Here is a 14249-nt window from a genome sequence, read left to right as displayed (position 1 = left end):
GTGTCTTGAGTTTTTGATTAAAAAGAGAAAGGACTAACTGTTGACTGTTGACTGTTGACTGTTGACTGTTGACCATTTTTCACTCCAAAATATATATAAAGTCAAGATTTTTTATAATAAATTGGTCTAACCACAGCCAATTTTTTTGAAGTGTACCAATTTTTGTTAGAATTTTTAAACTTTATTTACAATCATTTACATAACTCTACCTTTTCCAAACAAAATCTTATAAAAATTTAACCCTAATTATTTTCACCAATAAATTATCAAAAAAAACCGCTTGATTTTTTATCAAGCGGTAAAGGGTTAGAGTTAAAGTTAGTGTTAATTTATTATGCCAATATCCCCGTCCATGCACCGAAAATGCCAATAGCAAAGAAGCCGATGATAATCCAAAGGGCATTTATGCGATTGCGTAATAACCACATACAGGCGAAAGTGAGCAATAACGGCAATAACCCCGGCATTAAACTATCCAAAATACCTTGTAATGTGGTCGTTTCCACCGTTCCGTCTTGTTTTTCTATCACTGAAACGGTGAGAGGCACATTAATGCTTGTCCATTTTTGGACCAGTGCCCCCATAATAAATAAACCAAGAATAGAAGCGCCTTCGGTGAGTTTTTGTAATAAACCACCACTCATATCTTGCACGACGTTTAGACCTTTTTTATAACCGTAAATGACCCCGAAATAACGGGTTGCCAAACGCACTAAATTAAACAGAACAAAGAAGAGTAATGGCCCAAGAAGACTGCCATTTAATGCAAGCCCCGCCCCCAACGCTGCAAATACCGGTCGTGCTGTCCCCCAATAAATAGGATCACCCACTCCGGCTAAAGGCCCCATCAGCCCCACTTTAATCCCATTGATTGCCGCATCATCAATGGCTTTACCATTAGCACGCTCTTCTTCCATCGCAATTGTCACCCCTAATACTGGTGCGGCGACAAAGGGTTGGGTATTAAAAAATTCCAAATGACGTTTTATCGCTTCTTTACGTTCTTGTGAATTAGGATCCGGATATAAACGTTTAATCACCGGTGTCATCGAGTAGGCAAAACCTAATGCCTGCATACGTTCAAAGTTCCAAGAACCTTGGAATAAATTAGAACGGCGGACAACCGCATTCAAATCGCCTTGTGTTACTTTTTTGCTTTCTGTTGTCATTATTTTGCCTCACATTAATCTAATCTGTTATCAAGATGGTTATCATTCACCACCGTTTGTACTGCATTTTTGTTTTGGTTGTATTTCGGGTGAAGTTGAATATAAAGCACCGCCATTACTGCGCCTAAAACCCCTAATGCAACGAGGTTGAAATCGGTAAACCCTGCAATAACAAAACCTGCGTAGAAAAATGGCATCAAATGACCTGCTCGCATCATATTGATCACCATGGCATAACCCACAATAGCGATAAAGCCTCCGGCAATTTTTAATCCCATCGTAATCACCGGTGGGATCGCTTGTAACATGGTTTGAACGGTATCAGTTCCCGCTGTTAATGCCACGATCAATGCGGGAATAGCGATACGCATGGCCTGGAGTAAAAGCGCAGAACGATGAATCCAGTCAAGTTTATTCAAATCACCGCTTTCCACCGCTTTATCCGCCGCATGTTGGAATCCCACCGTAATCGCACGCACTACATAGGTCAGCACCTGACCAGCAGCAGCCAAGGGAATGGCAAGGGCAATAGCCGTAGGGATATCTTGTCCACCAACGATCACCAATAAGGTTGAAACCACCGAAGCCAATGCCGCATCCGGCGCAAGTGCTGCGCCGATATTCATCCAACCTAAAGCCAGGAGCTCTAATGTTCCGCCCACAATAATGCCTGTTTTTATATCCCCTAATACGAAACCAATCATCGTACAGGCAATGAGAGGGCGGTGGGTTTGCCATTCATCAAGAATCGATCCCATACCTGAAATACAGGCACAAAGGAAAACAAATACAATTTGTAGAGTAGAAATTTCCATGGTCATTTCCTTAAATTAAGTTATTTTTCTTTAATAAATCCATCATATATTGACGGCTATCGTTTGAAACTTTACGCACATCTAATTCAATCCCGTTGGCATCGAGTAACTTAAATGCGTCTATGTCTTTCTCATCCACAGAAACAGCACTGGTAATCATTTTTTTACCTTCACGATAAGCCATTCCCCCAATGTTAATGGAGTCGAACTTCACACCCGCTTCCATTAAACGCACCACATCTGTTGGGTTGGTGAAAAGTAACATCATTCGCTCACCGGCATACTCAGCATTGTTGTAAACACGGATCATTTTTTCCACATCAACCACATGCGCACTCACTCCCGGAGGGGCGACACTTTTCAGCATAGTTGAACGCACGCTATCTTTTGCCACTTCATCATTAACAACCACAATGCGGCTCACTTTGCTTTCTTTCGTCCAACGGGTCGCCACTTGTCCGTGAATTAAACGGTCATCAATTCGGGCTAAGCCAATTGTCAAATGTTCTGTTCCCTTGTTTGCCACTTCGAGCGGTTCAACCTGTTTTGGCGACGGGGTAAGTGCGGTCGTTTTTTCTGGTGTTTTTTCCGGTTCGTCAAAACGTAACGCTCGAACGCCTGTCCGCCCGGTTTCTAGAGCAATGGCAACCAATTCTTGCAAAGAGGGATTGTCATCCCGTGCCATAAAGGTTTCCACTAACATAGGCACATTCACACCGGTCACGATGTCCATATTCTCTTTGCCTTCCGACACACGGTTTGCCGCATTAAAGGGACTGCCGCCCCAAGTATCCACTAGAAATAAAACCTGATCACAGTGAGCAAGATCGGTGGCTAATTTTTGTTGATATTTGCCCATGATGGTTTCTGCATTTTCACCCGGGACGAAATCAATAAACGCCACATCATCTTGTTCACCAATGAGCATCTCAGTCGTTTTGAGAAGCTGCTCTGCCGCAACCCCATGGGTAGCGATAATAATAGCAATGCGCATTGGCTCTCCTTTATTAATTAGTAAATTTTGAGGCGCGGATTATACCAACTGACTTTTTACTTTTTTATGGAGAAAGAGGGAGGTTGAACCAGCCACAATAAGAGGTCGGAGGATGAGAAATAAAAAAATATAAATCTGCCATATGTCGCTTTAAAGACAGAATTGACAGTTGGTACGATAAATTAAGTTTGTTATGTGAAAAGAAAGAGTAAGATAAGAAGAGGGGATATTACGATGAAAGAAGTCTGATCTCTCCGACATTGACTTCAAACAATGCGCCACTATTTACTTGCATTTCTTTGAGTTGTGCTTGCGTGATCGCTGTAACAAAAACCTGTGAATGGCTTTGTTGCAAACGTTCGGCAAGTAATGCACGTTTGAATTGGTCTAATTCCGAGGCAAAATCATCAATTAAAAAAATACAATGGCGTTGTTTTTCTCTCATTAAATGTTCTCCTTGAGCAAGGCGTAAAGCACACATGAGGAGTTTGAGCTGCCCACGGGAAAGCACATCTTCAACGGGAAGACCATTGGCTTTAAAACGAAAATCGGCTTTTTGCGGGCCGGAAAAGGTATAACCTAAACCTTTATCCCGTTCAAAATTTTGTGCCAACAAGTCACCATATTCCATCGATTTATCCCAACCTTGGTGGAAAGTGACATCAATATCTAATTCCGGTAAAAAAAGGCGACAAGTCTGCTCAATACTTGGTCGTAACGCTTCCGCATAATCCGCCCGCCAATCACTAATTTGATGAGCAAGAATGGCTAATTCTCTATCCCACACCTTGATAGCTGCATAGGGTTGATGTTGGGTTAACGCCGCATTGCGTTGTTTCAATAGACGGTTTAGATTTCGCCAAGCGGCATGAAAGTGAGTATGATGATGAAACAACCCCCAGTCTAAAAATGCTCGGCGATAACTCGGCCCGCCGTTGAGCAGTGTTAGTCCTTCGGGTGTGATAAGTTGCATAGGGAGTAAGTGGGCGAGATCGGAAATTTTGTTGCCTTCTTCACCGTTAATTTTTACCAGCGTGTTGCCTTGGCGAAGTTTTTGTAATCCGATTGACCACTGATGTTGTTTTTCTTGAATATTCCCGAATAAAGTAAAATGGGGTTCATCATAAGAAATGATGCGATTAGTGACCGCACTTTTAAAAGAGCGCCCATGACCTAAATAGAAAATGGCTTCTAAAAGACTGGTTTTACCACTCCCGTTATTCCCCACCAAAAAGTTAAAGCCGCGATCAAACTCAAGATCCACGGCGTTTAAATTTCTAAATTTTTCAATAAGTAATCGGGAAATAGCCATGTTACAGACGCATTGGCATAATCACATATTCACTGCTGTTATCTTCACAGTTTTCAATTAAACAACTGGATGACGCATCCGTTAGGCGAATACGCACTTGTTGGCATTTGAGTGCATTAAGTACATCTAAAATATAAGTTACATTAAAGCCCACTTCCAACTCTTCCCCTGAGTACATTACATCAACAATTTCTTCAGCCACTTCATGTTCCGGGTTGGAAGCGGTAATTTTGAGTTGGTTTTCCGTTAAATTTAACCGCACACTACGCACCCGTTCGTTGGAAAGAATAGAAGCACGAACAAAAGCCTGTTTTAATGCATCCCAACTGCCCTCAACTATTTTTGTCGCATTGCGAGGTAATACCCGGCGATAATCCGGAAAACGTCCGTCAATTAATTTTGAGGTGAACACAATGTGGTTAAGATGAATACGAAGATTATTCGTACCAATTTGCAAACGGGCCGGTTCTTCCGTGCTTTCCAATAAACGATTAAGTTCCAACACCCCTTTGCGTGGCAAAATGACTGCATGATTTTGCAACTCTTGTGGCAACTCAATGGTACAAACCGCCAAACGATGTCCGTCTGTTGCCACCGTACGCAGTAAATTACCTTCTGTTTCAAACTTCATGCCATTTAAAAAATAGCGGGCATCTTGGTTTGCCATTGAGAATTGGGTCGCCTCAATTAAACGGCGTAGCGTATTTTGTGGCAGCGCAAAATCCACCTCAGATTGCCAATCCGTTAAATTCGGATAATCTTCCGCAGGGATGGTAGTAAGGTTAAATTTACTTCTGCCTGATTGCACAATGGCACGATCTTCTTCAAGGGTGACGGTAATTTCAAATTCGTCAGATAGGGTTCGACAAATATCCAAGAATTTTTTTGCCGGAATGGTGAAATGACCATTTGTTGTAGAAGAAGAAAGCTGAGTTTGAGTAGAAAGCTCCACTTCTAAATCCGTACCGGTAATGGTTAAACGGTTATCTTCAATTTGAAGTAACACATTATTCAACACAGGAATTGCCGGGCGGCTACTTAATACGCCACAAACTTGTTGTAACGGTTTTAAGAGATTTTCTCTAGAAATACTAAATTGCATGCTGGCTCCTTATGCGGATAAAGTACGAATTAAATTCGCCCAATCTTCTTGAATACTGTTATCTTTTTCACGAAACTTCGGCACTTCACGACAGGCATTCAGCACCGTGGTGTGATCCCGGTCAAAGGCTCGACCGATTTCCGGTAAACTACGGTTAGTCAGCTCTTTGGCTAATGCCATAGCGATCTGGCGAGGACGGGTAACAGAACGCTGACGGCTTTTGGATTTTAAATCCGAAACCTTAATCCGATAGTATTCCGCCACCGTTTTCTGAATGTTATCAATCGTCACTAAGCGTTCTTGCAGTGCAAGAATATCTTTGAGGGTTTCACGCACGAAATCAATATTAATTTCACCGCCTTTAAAATCTTGCATCGCCTTGACACGATTCAGTGCACCTTCCAGTTCTCGAACATTCGTGCGTAACCGTTGAGCAATGAAAAACGCCACCTCTTCCGGCAGATGCATTTGATGCTCTTCGGCTTTTTTCAACAAGATCGCCACACGAGTTTCTAAATCCGGTGGCTCAATAGCGGTGGTTAATCCCCAACCAAAACGGGATTTTAAACGCTCCTCAATTTTCTCAATTTCTTTAGGATAACGGTCAGAGGTTAAAATAATTTGGCGACCGGTTTCAAATAAGTTATTGAAAATATGGAAAAACTCTTCTTGGGTTTTTTCTTTTTCGGCAAAAAACTGAATATCATCCACTAAAAGTGCATCTAAAGAGCGATAGAATTTTTTAAAGTGATCCATATTATTATCACGCATCGCTTTAACCATATGCTGCATAAAATTATTAGCGTGGATATAAAGCACCCGTGCATTGGGTTTATTCGCTAAAATGCCATTACCAATGGCGTGTAATAAATGGGTTTTCCCTAAACCTGTACCGCCGTATAAGAAAAACGGATTGGCGGCGGCTTCACCCGGTGCTTGTGCCAATTTTTGCCCTACCGCACGAGCCAATTGATTGGATTTTCCTTCAACAAAATTTTCAAATAAATGTTTTGCATTGAGATGAGATTCAAATTTCAGCGTTCTTTCAACCTCAGGCTCAACATTCACACGATGTTCTTGGGCTTTAGGTTGAGCGGGCTGCGCCTTAGGAGAAGGTTTTACCCCTTCTTTGAGGAGAATTTGCAAATTTGGATTTTGTGAGAGGTTTTGGCAAATTTGATGAATTTGTGCAAGATAATGGGTTTCCACCCAACCTTTTACAAACATATTTGAGGCATAAAGCACGATTTGATCTTCAGAAACCACATCGGCTTGCAACGGGCGAAGCCAAGTGCTTAAATCCGTGGCGGAAACTTGATCTTGCAATTGAGAAAGGCAATTTTGCCAAAGATGAGAAAGACTCACGATAAATTATCCTTAGTTATGCTTTTCCGTTCGTTTATTTTATGTTGAGAGGCAACCGATAAAGTGCGGTCAAAAATTCTTGTGGATTTTACAATAATCCGGAAAAAAAATCTTCCTTAACATAAGAAAAAGCTTGCTTGAGATTTTGCCTGAAATCCGTATAATCCCCCTCCGCTATTTTCAAAGAAAAGGACGATTGTTTGATAAACCGTCCTTTCTTGTTTGACGAACGCTCAATTTATGTTTAGAATTGCGCTCTATTTTTTTAACCCCTGTTTTGAATTCAAAACAACATAATTTTTGATTAGGTAGATTACAATGAAACGCACATTTCAACCTTCCGTATTAAAACGTAGCCGTACTCATGGCTTCCGTGCTCGTATGGCAACGAAAAATGGCCGTCAAGTTTTAGCCCGTCGTCGTGCTAAAGGCCGTAAAAGTTTATCCGCATAATCGCTCTCTTTAGTGGTTAGGCAAAACTTTTCTAGGGAGTTACGTTTGTTAACTCCCTTTCAATTCAAATATGTCTTTGAACAGCCCTTCAGAGCCAGCACACCTGAAATTACCCTTCTCGCCCGCCAAAATGATCTCGGTCATCCCCGCTTAGGTTTAACTGTCGCCAAAAAGCATTTAAAACATGCACACGATCGTAATCGGATCAAACGCTTAGTGCGTGAAAGTTTTCGCCTATGCCAACATCAGTTACCGGCCTGCGATTTTGTTTTTGTGGCAAAAGGCGGGATAAGTAAACTTGATAACCCCACCTTTTATCAAACATTGGAAAAATTATGGCAACGCCACATTCGTTTGGCTCAAAAATCCTCATTGGGTTAATTCGTCTTTATCAGGTAACCATCAGCCCTTTGATCGGCCCACGTTGTCGATTCGTCCCGACTTGTTCATGCTATGGCATTGAGGCGTTGAAAACCCACGGATTGTTAAAAGGTGGTTGGCTTACACTGAAACGTGTATTAAAATGTCACCCTTTGAATGCGGGTGGATTCGATCCTGTTCCACCAAAAACCCATAATAACGATGAGAAAAAATAATGGACTCAAGACGTAGCCTGCTAGTGTTAGCACTATTTTTTATTTCTTTCCTTGTTTATCAGCAATGGCAATTGGATAAAAATCCACCACCGGTTGCAGAGCAAACAACCTCAATCACTTCAGATGTGCCTGCAAGTTCTTCTTCCTCCACACCAATTGCACCGGACTCAACGGTCAAAGGTCGTCTTATTACGCTCGAAAATGATGTACTGCGTTTGAAAGTCGATACATTAGGCGGCGATGTGGTGAGTTCCGAACTCTTAAAATATGATGCCGAATTAGATTCCAAAACGCCTTTTGTCCTGTTAAAAGATTCGCCTGAGCATATTTATATCGCACAAAGCGGTTTGATCGGAAAAAACGGGATTGATACCAAATCCGGCCGTGCGCAGTATCAAATTGAAGGTGATAACTTCAAATTGGCTGAAGGACAAGATACCCTTTCCGTACCGTTAATTTTTGAAAAAGACGGGGTAACCTATCAAAAAGTGTTTGTGTTAAAACGGGGAAGTTATGATCTTGGTGTCGATTATAAAATCAACAACCAAAGTGCCCAAGCCATTGAAGTTGAACCCTATGGTCAGTTAAAACACACACTCGTAGAAAGCTCAGGTAACGTGGCAATGCCAACTTACACCGGCGGGGCTTATTCTTCTTCAGAAACCAATTATAAAAAATACAGCTTCTCCGATATGAAAGAGGCGAATCTTTCAATCAACACCAAAGCCGGTTGGGTTGCGGTATTACAACATTATTTTGTTTCTGCGTGGATCCCAAATCAAGATGTGGATAACCAACTTTATAGCCTCACCGATAGTAAAAATAATGTGGCGTCAATAGGCTATCGTGGGCCGGTTGTTACCATTCCTGCTGGTGCTGAAGAAACCATTTCCAGTTCACTATGGACAGGGCCTAAACTGCAAAATGAAATGGCAAAAGTTGCCAACCACCTCGATCTCACCGTTGATTACGGGTGGGCTTGGTTCATCGCTAAACCGCTCTTCCTCTTGTTAACCTTCATTCAAGGAATTGTATCCAACTGGGGCTTAGCGATTATCTGCGTGACGATTGTGGTGAAAGCTATTTTATACCCACTCACCAAAGCGCAATATACCTCGATGGCGAAAATGCGGATGTTACAACCGAAAATGCAAGAAATGCGTGATCGTTTTGGAGATGATCGTCAGCGTATGAGCCAAGAAATGATGAAGCTTTACAAAGATGAGAAAGTCAATCCTTTAGGTGGCTGTTTACCTATCCTTCTTCAAATGCCAATTTTCATTGCGTTATATTGGACATTTATGGAAGCCGTTGAACTGCGTCATGCGCCATTCTTTGGCTGGATTCAAGATTTATCCGCACAAGATCCTTATTACATTTTGCCTATCCTAATGGGTATTTCAATGTACTTGCTCCAAAAAATGTCGCCGACACCGGTTGCTGATCCTGTGCAACAAAAAGTGATGAATTTCATGCCATTGATTTTCATGTTTTTCTTCCTTTGGTTCCCGGCAGGTTTAGTATTGTACTGGTTAGTTTCCAACCTCATTACTATCGTACAGCAACAACTGATTTATCGAGGGCTAGAGAAGAAAGGATTACATTCTCGTAATAAATAATTCTTAGCGACAAGGAAAGGCATCGAAAGGTGCCTTTTCTATATGATGTATTGAAAAATGATTTTAAGGGCGTATCGCATACGCCCTATTGTCTTTTAAACGCACAAAAGTGCGGTAATTTTTGAAAGAGTTTTTATGAAAGAAACAATTGTTGCCCAAGCCACTGCCCCGGGGCGGGGTGGGATAGGTATTTTAAGGGTTTCAGGCCCTTTAGCCACGCATGTGGCACAACTCGTCCTAGGCAAATGCCCAACGCCTCGAATGGCAGATTATTTACCCTTTAAAGATGCCGATGGCACGCTGTTGGATCAAGGCATTGCACTTTATTTTAAAGCCCCCCATTCCTTTACCGGTGAAGATGTTTTAGAACTACAAGGTCATGGCGGGCAAGTGGTGCTTGATCTATTATTAAAACGCATTTTGCAAATTGAGGGGATTCGTTTAGCCCGTCCGGGCGAATTTTCTGAGCAGGCGTTTTTAAACGATAAATTAGACCTTGCCCAAGCCGAAGCCATTGCTGATTTAATTGATGCCACCTCCGAACAAGCCGCTCGCTCAGCTTTGAAATCCCTACAAGGGGAATTTTCTCATAAAATTAATGCGTTGGTTGATTCCGTCATCTATCTTCGCACCTATGTGGAAGCGGCAATTGATTTCCCTGATGAAGAAATTGATTTTCTGGCTGATGGCAAAATTGAGGCAAATTTACGCAATATTATCGAACAACTTGATGCTGTTCGCCGTGAAGCCAAACAAGGATCAATTTTGCGTGAGGGGATGAAAGTGGTGATTGCCGGTCGTCCAAATGCAGGAAAATCAAGTCTATTAAATGCCCTTGCCGGACGTGAAGCCGCCATTGTGACGGAAATTGCAGGTACAACCCGTGATGTATTGCGTGAACATATCCACATTGACGGAATGCCGTTGCATATTATTGATACCGCAGGCCTTCGTGATGCCACCGATGAAGTAGAACGCATCGGTATTTCTCGAGCTTGGACAGAAATTGAACAGGCCGATCGCATCATTTTAATGCTCGACAGCCATGATCCGGATAGCCAAGATCTCGAAAAAGTGCGGTCAGAATTCTTGGCGAAATTACCCACAACTATTCCTGTCACTATCGTACGCAATAAAATTGATTTAACCGATGAGCAAGAAGGTTTAACGGAAGAAAACGGCTATCAAATCATTCGCCTATCGGCTCAAACTCATCAAGGTGTGCAGTTACTCCGAGATCATTTAAAACAAGCCATGGGCTTCCAAATGGGAACGGAAGGAGGATTTCTTGCCCGCCGCCGTCATTTAGAAGCCTTAGAAAAAGCGGCAGAACATCTACAAAGCGGATTATTTCAATTAACCACTTTCCATGCAGGTGAATTGTTAGCAGAGGAATTACGCTTAGTACAAGCACATTTAAGCGAAATCACCGGACAATTTACCTCCGATGATTTGCTTGGCAATATTTTCAGTTCCTTTTGTATCGGTAAATAAAGGGAAAAATTATGGCATTTTATACATTATGGCTCATTGCCTTAGGGCTTTCGATGGATGCTTTCGCAGTGTCCATATCCAAAGGCTTAGCCATGCGATCTTTTCGTTGGAAACAGGCCTTGCTGATCGCTTTTTGCTTTGGCTTTTTTCAAGCCATCATGCCCTTTATCGGCTATTTGTTAGGATCGCAATTTAGTCGAATGATTCAAGACTGGGATCATTGGGTGGCGTTTTTACTTTTATCACTTATTGGCATCAATATGCTTCGAGAAGGCTTCAAGGAAGAAGACGAAAATGAGGCGATACCACATTTTATTAGTATGAAACGGGTTTTCACACTAGGGTTAGCAACCAGTATTGATGCCCTTGCAGTAGGTATCTCTTTCGCCTTTTTAAAAGTCGACATTCTCGAGGCTGTGTGGATTATTGGTATGACAACCTTGGTGGTTTCCTTTATCGGTATAAAGAGCGGTCATTTTTTAGGGAAAAAATTCAAAAGCAAAGCCGAAATTTTTGGCGGTTTAGTGCTGATTATTATGGGGATTAAAGTCTTATTTGAACACGGTGTTTTCGCATTTTAAGGTGCGATTCTTTTCACTTTCGATTATAATTTTGAAAATTTTGTCTTTCTAAAAGGGTAAATATGTTAATTGAAAAAATGCATGGTGCGGCAAACACCAAAATTGCGAAATTTATTCTCGGGCTTATTACCGTTTCATTTCTAGTGGGGGGAATGTCTGGTTATTTATTTAACACAAACGACACCTATGCTGCGAAAGTAAATGGTGAAACCATTTCTCAACAAACCTTTATGGAGCGTTACAACCAAGAATTTGAAACACGGGCGGCCCAAGAAGGTGAAGCATTTTTAACGCAATCCGACTCCCCTGCCTTTGTTAATGCATTGCGTCAAGGTTTAATTGAACGTTTAGTGGATCAAGAATTACTCCGTCAATATGCGAAAGAGCTCAAATTAAATGTCAGCGATGAAATGATTAAACGTGCAATCGTTTCTGATCCTAATTTTCAATCCAACGGAAAATTTGATAATGGGCTATACCAGCAAATTCTCGCACAAAACCGTTTAAATTCTGACACTTATGCAAGCATTTTGCGTGGCGCACTCACGTTGGAACAAATGCAAAAAGGCATCGCAGACAGTGAGTTTATGGTGCCGGTTCAAGTAAAAGAAAATGCACAGGTTTTCTTTCAAAAACGTATTGCACGTTTAGCCACCCTACCGCTTTCAGAAGCAATGACAAAACAAACGGTTTCTGAAGATGAAGTAAAAAACTACTATGAAGCCAATCAAAAAGCCTTTGTACAACCTGAGCAAGTAAAAGTGCAATATCTTCAAGTTTCTGCGGATGATGTTGCCAAAGGCATTCAAGTGAGCGATGTTGAGATTGCCCAATATTACCAAGATAATAAAGCACAATTTATCTCTCAGCGTTTAGCCCATATCCAATTTTCCGACGAACAAGCGGCACAATCCGCTTATCAAGCCTTACAAAATGGCGCAAGCTTTGCTGAGCTGGCCAAGGCCCATTCCTTAGATAAAATTTCAGGGGAAAATGGTGGTGAACTGGGTTGGGTGAATGCAAACGAATTACCTAAAACCTTCGAAGATACAGCGATTACACTTCCGGTTGGGAAATACAGTGAGCCGGTCAATGTTGATGGCAATTTTCACATTATTTTAGTGCAAGAACGTAAAGAAAAACCATTAGATGAAGTGAAAACCCAAATTGCCGATCTTGTGCGTAAATCACTCTTGGAAAATCGTTTTTATTCCATTGAGAAAAATGTGCGTGAAAAAGCCTTTGAAGACAGCAAATCCTTAGAAGCCGCCGCACAAGCAGCGGGAGTCACCGTTCAACAAAGTGATTATTTTTCCCGTAAAAATATCCCAGCTGAATTAAACTTCCCTAACGTCGTTTCTGCTATTTTTGATTCAGACATTGCCAATGGTGGTGCAAATTCCGAACCATTGAACGTAGGCGAACAACACTTCGTTGTCGTTCGTGTGTTAGATCATAAAGCGGAAGGGGTGAAATCATTAGATGAAGCGAAAGCAGAAATTGAAAGTTTCTTAAAACGTGAGAAAGCCGAAAAAGCCTTAATGGCAACTGCAACACAATTAGTGGATGAACTACCAAGCCAGCCGAATAAGTTACCGGAAGGTATCACATTCAGCTCACCACAAACCTTCAGTTTTGTTGAAACCCAAGATCCGATTTTAACCAATGGTATTTTCTCAATGGTAAAATCAGAACAGGGAAAAACAGTATATAAAGTGGTACGCAACAGTAAAGGTGATGTGATTGTTGCCGCACTTGAAAAGGTGGAAGAAGGCACACTAAATGAACAGGAATTGGCACAATTTGGTGCTCAATTAAGCCAAGCTCGCCAATTTGAATTGCGCACGCAACTATTACAAGCTTTGCGTGATAAAGCACAAATCGAAATAAACGATGCCTTCATTAAACAAGAAGACGAAAATTAATGATAAAAGCCTATGTTTTCATAGGCTTTTTTACTAAAGAAAGGAAAATTGCAATTCAATATAATTTTTGATAAAAAGTGCGGTAGCTTTCAACCGCATTTCTCATTGATGGAAGGAAATCCTATGGCAGAAGAAACTATTTTTAGCAAAATTATCCGGAAAGAAATTCCGGCGAATATTGTGTATCAAGATGAACTTGTCACTGCGTTTCGTGATATTGCACCGCAAGCAAAGACCCATATTTTAATCATTCCGAATAAGTTAATCCCCACAGTCAATGATGTGACGGAACAAGATGAAGTTTCTCTTGGGCGTTTATTCACCGTAGCGGCTAAATTAGCCAAACAAGAAGGGATTGCAGAAGATGGTTATCGCCTTATCGTCAATTGTAATCAGCATGGCGGGCAAGAAGTCTTCCATATTCATATGCACCTTGTCGGGGGAGAACCCTTGGGTAAAATGTTAGGTAAATCATGAAGCGTTCACTGATTATTTTTGCAAGCCTTGTATTGGCAGCTTGTTCAAGTTCTATTCCGAATTTGAACCACACAAATCGCCCTATTTTGAATATTGCGGCCGAACTTGCCCCTTCAATAGAAGCTAAAGTGGATTCAACTTCCGCTTGGGTAAAAAATAAAAGTACGCAACCACGCCATGTAAATTACCATCTTTTTTGGTATAACGAACAAGGTGTAACACAGGTCTGGGCACAACAAAAAGAAAGTATCGAGGGTCGATTATATTTACCGCCGCAAGAGAAACAGTTTATTGAGCTTGCCAAACCAACACCAGAAAGCACAAATTATCGCCTTTATTTACAATAA

The 14249-nt window shown here is 41.4% G+C and carries 15 protein-coding genes; 9 read left to right on the top strand and 6 right to left on the bottom strand.

The features are described 5' to 3' along the window. Nucleotides 1-332: 332 nt before the first annotated feature. From BKK48_RS07485 to dnaA, 6 genes are all read right to left on the bottom strand, one after another. Complete coding sequence (locus BKK48_RS07485) at nt 333-1169, bottom strand: PTS mannose transporter subunit IID (protein WP_077427504.1); 837 nt, start codon at nt 1167-1169, stop codon at nt 333-335. Nucleotides 1170-1183: 14 nt separating this feature from the next. Beyond that, on the bottom strand, nt 1184-1984 hold the full coding sequence (locus BKK48_RS07480) for a PTS mannose/fructose/sorbose transporter subunit IIC (RefSeq protein ID WP_077427503.1): 801 nt from the start codon (nt 1982-1984) through the stop codon (nt 1184-1186). A gap of 10 nt (nt 1985-1994) precedes the next feature. Then, entirely contained in the window at nt 1995-2978 is a 984-nt protein-coding gene (gene manX, locus BKK48_RS07475; protein WP_077427502.1) for a PTS mannose transporter subunit IIAB, read from the bottom strand. A gap of 229 nt (nt 2979-3207) precedes the next feature. Beyond that, the gene (gene recF, locus BKK48_RS07470) at nt 3208-4290 is read right to left on the bottom strand and encodes a DNA replication/repair protein RecF (RefSeq protein ID WP_077427501.1); all 1083 of its coding nucleotides are present in this window, start codon (nt 4288-4290) and stop codon (nt 3208-3210) included. A 1-nt stretch (nt 4291) separates the two neighbouring features. After that, on the bottom strand, nt 4292-5392 hold the full coding sequence (gene dnaN / locus BKK48_RS07465) for a DNA polymerase III subunit beta (protein WP_077427500.1): 1101 nt from the start codon (nt 5390-5392) through the stop codon (nt 4292-4294). A gap of 9 nt (nt 5393-5401) precedes the next feature. Then, a complete protein-coding gene (gene dnaA / locus BKK48_RS07460; protein ID WP_077427499.1) occupies nt 5402-6757 on the bottom strand; it encodes a chromosomal replication initiator protein DnaA in 1356 nt (451 codons plus the stop codon). Between the two features lie 318 nt (nt 6758-7075). On the opposite strand from dnaA, the gene rpmH reads away from it, so the two are divergent. From rpmH to BKK48_RS07415, 9 genes are all read left to right on the top strand, one after another. Continuing rightward, nucleotides 7076-7210: a 50S ribosomal protein L34 gene (rpmH, locus tag BKK48_RS07455; protein ID WP_005539760.1), complete on the top strand. Its 135-nt coding sequence runs from the start codon at nt 7076-7078 to the stop codon at nt 7208-7210. Between the two features lie 12 nt (nt 7211-7222). Further along, nucleotides 7223-7591 (top strand): ribonuclease P protein component, encoded by a 369-nt coding sequence (gene rnpA, locus BKK48_RS07450; protein ID WP_077427498.1) that lies wholly within the window; start codon nt 7223-7225, stop codon nt 7589-7591. Continuing rightward, nucleotides 7546-7806, top strand: coding sequence for a membrane protein insertion efficiency factor YidD (gene yidD / locus BKK48_RS07445; RefSeq protein WP_077427497.1), 261 nt, complete (start codon nt 7546-7548; stop codon nt 7804-7806). Before rnpA ends, yidD begins: the two co-directional genes overlap by 46 nt. After that, nucleotides 7806-9425, top strand: a complete 1620-nt coding sequence (gene yidC, locus BKK48_RS07440; RefSeq protein ID WP_077427496.1) for a membrane protein insertase YidC — start codon at nt 7806-7808, stop codon at nt 9423-9425. The genes yidD and yidC overlap by 1 nt, the downstream gene beginning before the upstream one ends. 135 nt (nt 9426-9560) lie before the next feature. Continuing rightward, nucleotides 9561-10919, top strand: coding sequence for a tRNA uridine-5-carboxymethylaminomethyl(34) synthesis GTPase MnmE (gene mnmE, locus BKK48_RS07435; protein ID WP_077427495.1), 1359 nt, complete (start codon nt 9561-9563; stop codon nt 10917-10919). A gap of 11 nt (nt 10920-10930) precedes the next feature. Then, complete coding sequence (locus BKK48_RS07430) at nt 10931-11500, top strand: manganese efflux pump MntP (protein WP_077427494.1); 570 nt, start codon at nt 10931-10933, stop codon at nt 11498-11500. Between the two features lie 62 nt (nt 11501-11562). After that, nucleotides 11563-13425 (top strand): SurA N-terminal domain-containing protein, encoded by a 1863-nt coding sequence (locus tag BKK48_RS07425; protein ID WP_077427493.1) that lies wholly within the window; start codon nt 11563-11565, stop codon nt 13423-13425. Nucleotides 13426-13548: 123 nt separating this feature from the next. Further along, nucleotides 13549-13902, top strand: a complete 354-nt coding sequence (hinT, locus tag BKK48_RS07420; protein ID WP_077427492.1) for a purine nucleoside phosphoramidase — start codon at nt 13549-13551, stop codon at nt 13900-13902. Beyond that, nucleotides 13899-14249, top strand: a complete 351-nt coding sequence (locus tag BKK48_RS07415) for a YcfL family putative periplasmic lipoprotein (protein WP_077427491.1) — start codon at nt 13899-13901, stop codon at nt 14247-14249. Before hinT ends, BKK48_RS07415 begins: the two co-directional genes overlap by 4 nt.

This window comes from Rodentibacter heidelbergensis (assembly GCF_002000125.1).
Taxonomy (GTDB): Bacteria; Pseudomonadota; Gammaproteobacteria; order Enterobacterales; family Pasteurellaceae; genus Rodentibacter; species Rodentibacter heidelbergensis.
Note: the sequence above shows the minus strand (reverse complement) of the source record. Positions and strands in the feature narration are given on the sequence as shown.

What these genes read in the sequence shown, in the direction of transcription:
- BKK48_RS07415 (WP_077427491.1), top strand. Translation starts at nt 13,899, where the DNA reads ATGAAGCGTTCACTGATTATTTTTGCAAGCCTTGTATTGGCAGCTTGT.
- dnaN (WP_077427500.1), bottom strand. Translation starts at nt 5,392, where the DNA reads ATGCAATTTAGTATTTCTAGAGAAAATCTCTTAAAACCGTTACAACAA.
- BKK48_RS07430 (WP_077427494.1), top strand. Translation starts at nt 10,931, where the DNA reads ATGGCATTTTATACATTATGGCTCATTGCCTTAGGGCTTTCGATGGAT.
- BKK48_RS07485 (WP_077427504.1), bottom strand. Translation starts at nt 1,169, where the DNA reads ATGACAACAGAAAGCAAAAAAGTAACACAAGGCGATTTGAATGCGGTT.
- yidC (WP_077427496.1), top strand. Translation starts at nt 7,806, where the DNA reads ATGGACTCAAGACGTAGCCTGCTAGTGTTAGCACTATTTTTTATTTCT.
- yidD (WP_077427497.1), top strand. Translation starts at nt 7,546, where the DNA reads ATGGCAACGCCACATTCGTTTGGCTCAAAAATCCTCATTGGGTTAATT.
- mnmE (WP_077427495.1), top strand. Translation starts at nt 9,561, where the DNA reads ATGAAAGAAACAATTGTTGCCCAAGCCACTGCCCCGGGGCGGGGTGGG.
- hinT (WP_077427492.1), top strand. Translation starts at nt 13,549, where the DNA reads ATGGCAGAAGAAACTATTTTTAGCAAAATTATCCGGAAAGAAATTCCG.
- rpmH (WP_005539760.1), top strand. Translation starts at nt 7,076, where the DNA reads ATGAAACGCACATTTCAACCTTCCGTATTAAAACGTAGCCGTACTCAT.
- manX (WP_077427502.1), bottom strand. Translation starts at nt 2,978, where the DNA reads ATGCGCATTGCTATTATTATCGCTACCCATGGGGTTGCGGCAGAGCAG.
- BKK48_RS07480 (WP_077427503.1), bottom strand. Translation starts at nt 1,984, where the DNA reads ATGGAAATTTCTACTCTACAAATTGTATTTGTTTTCCTTTGTGCCTGT.
- BKK48_RS07425 (WP_077427493.1), top strand. Translation starts at nt 11,563, where the DNA reads ATGTTAATTGAAAAAATGCATGGTGCGGCAAACACCAAAATTGCGAAA.
- recF (WP_077427501.1), bottom strand. Translation starts at nt 4,290, where the DNA reads ATGGCTATTTCCCGATTACTTATTGAAAAATTTAGAAATTTAAACGCC.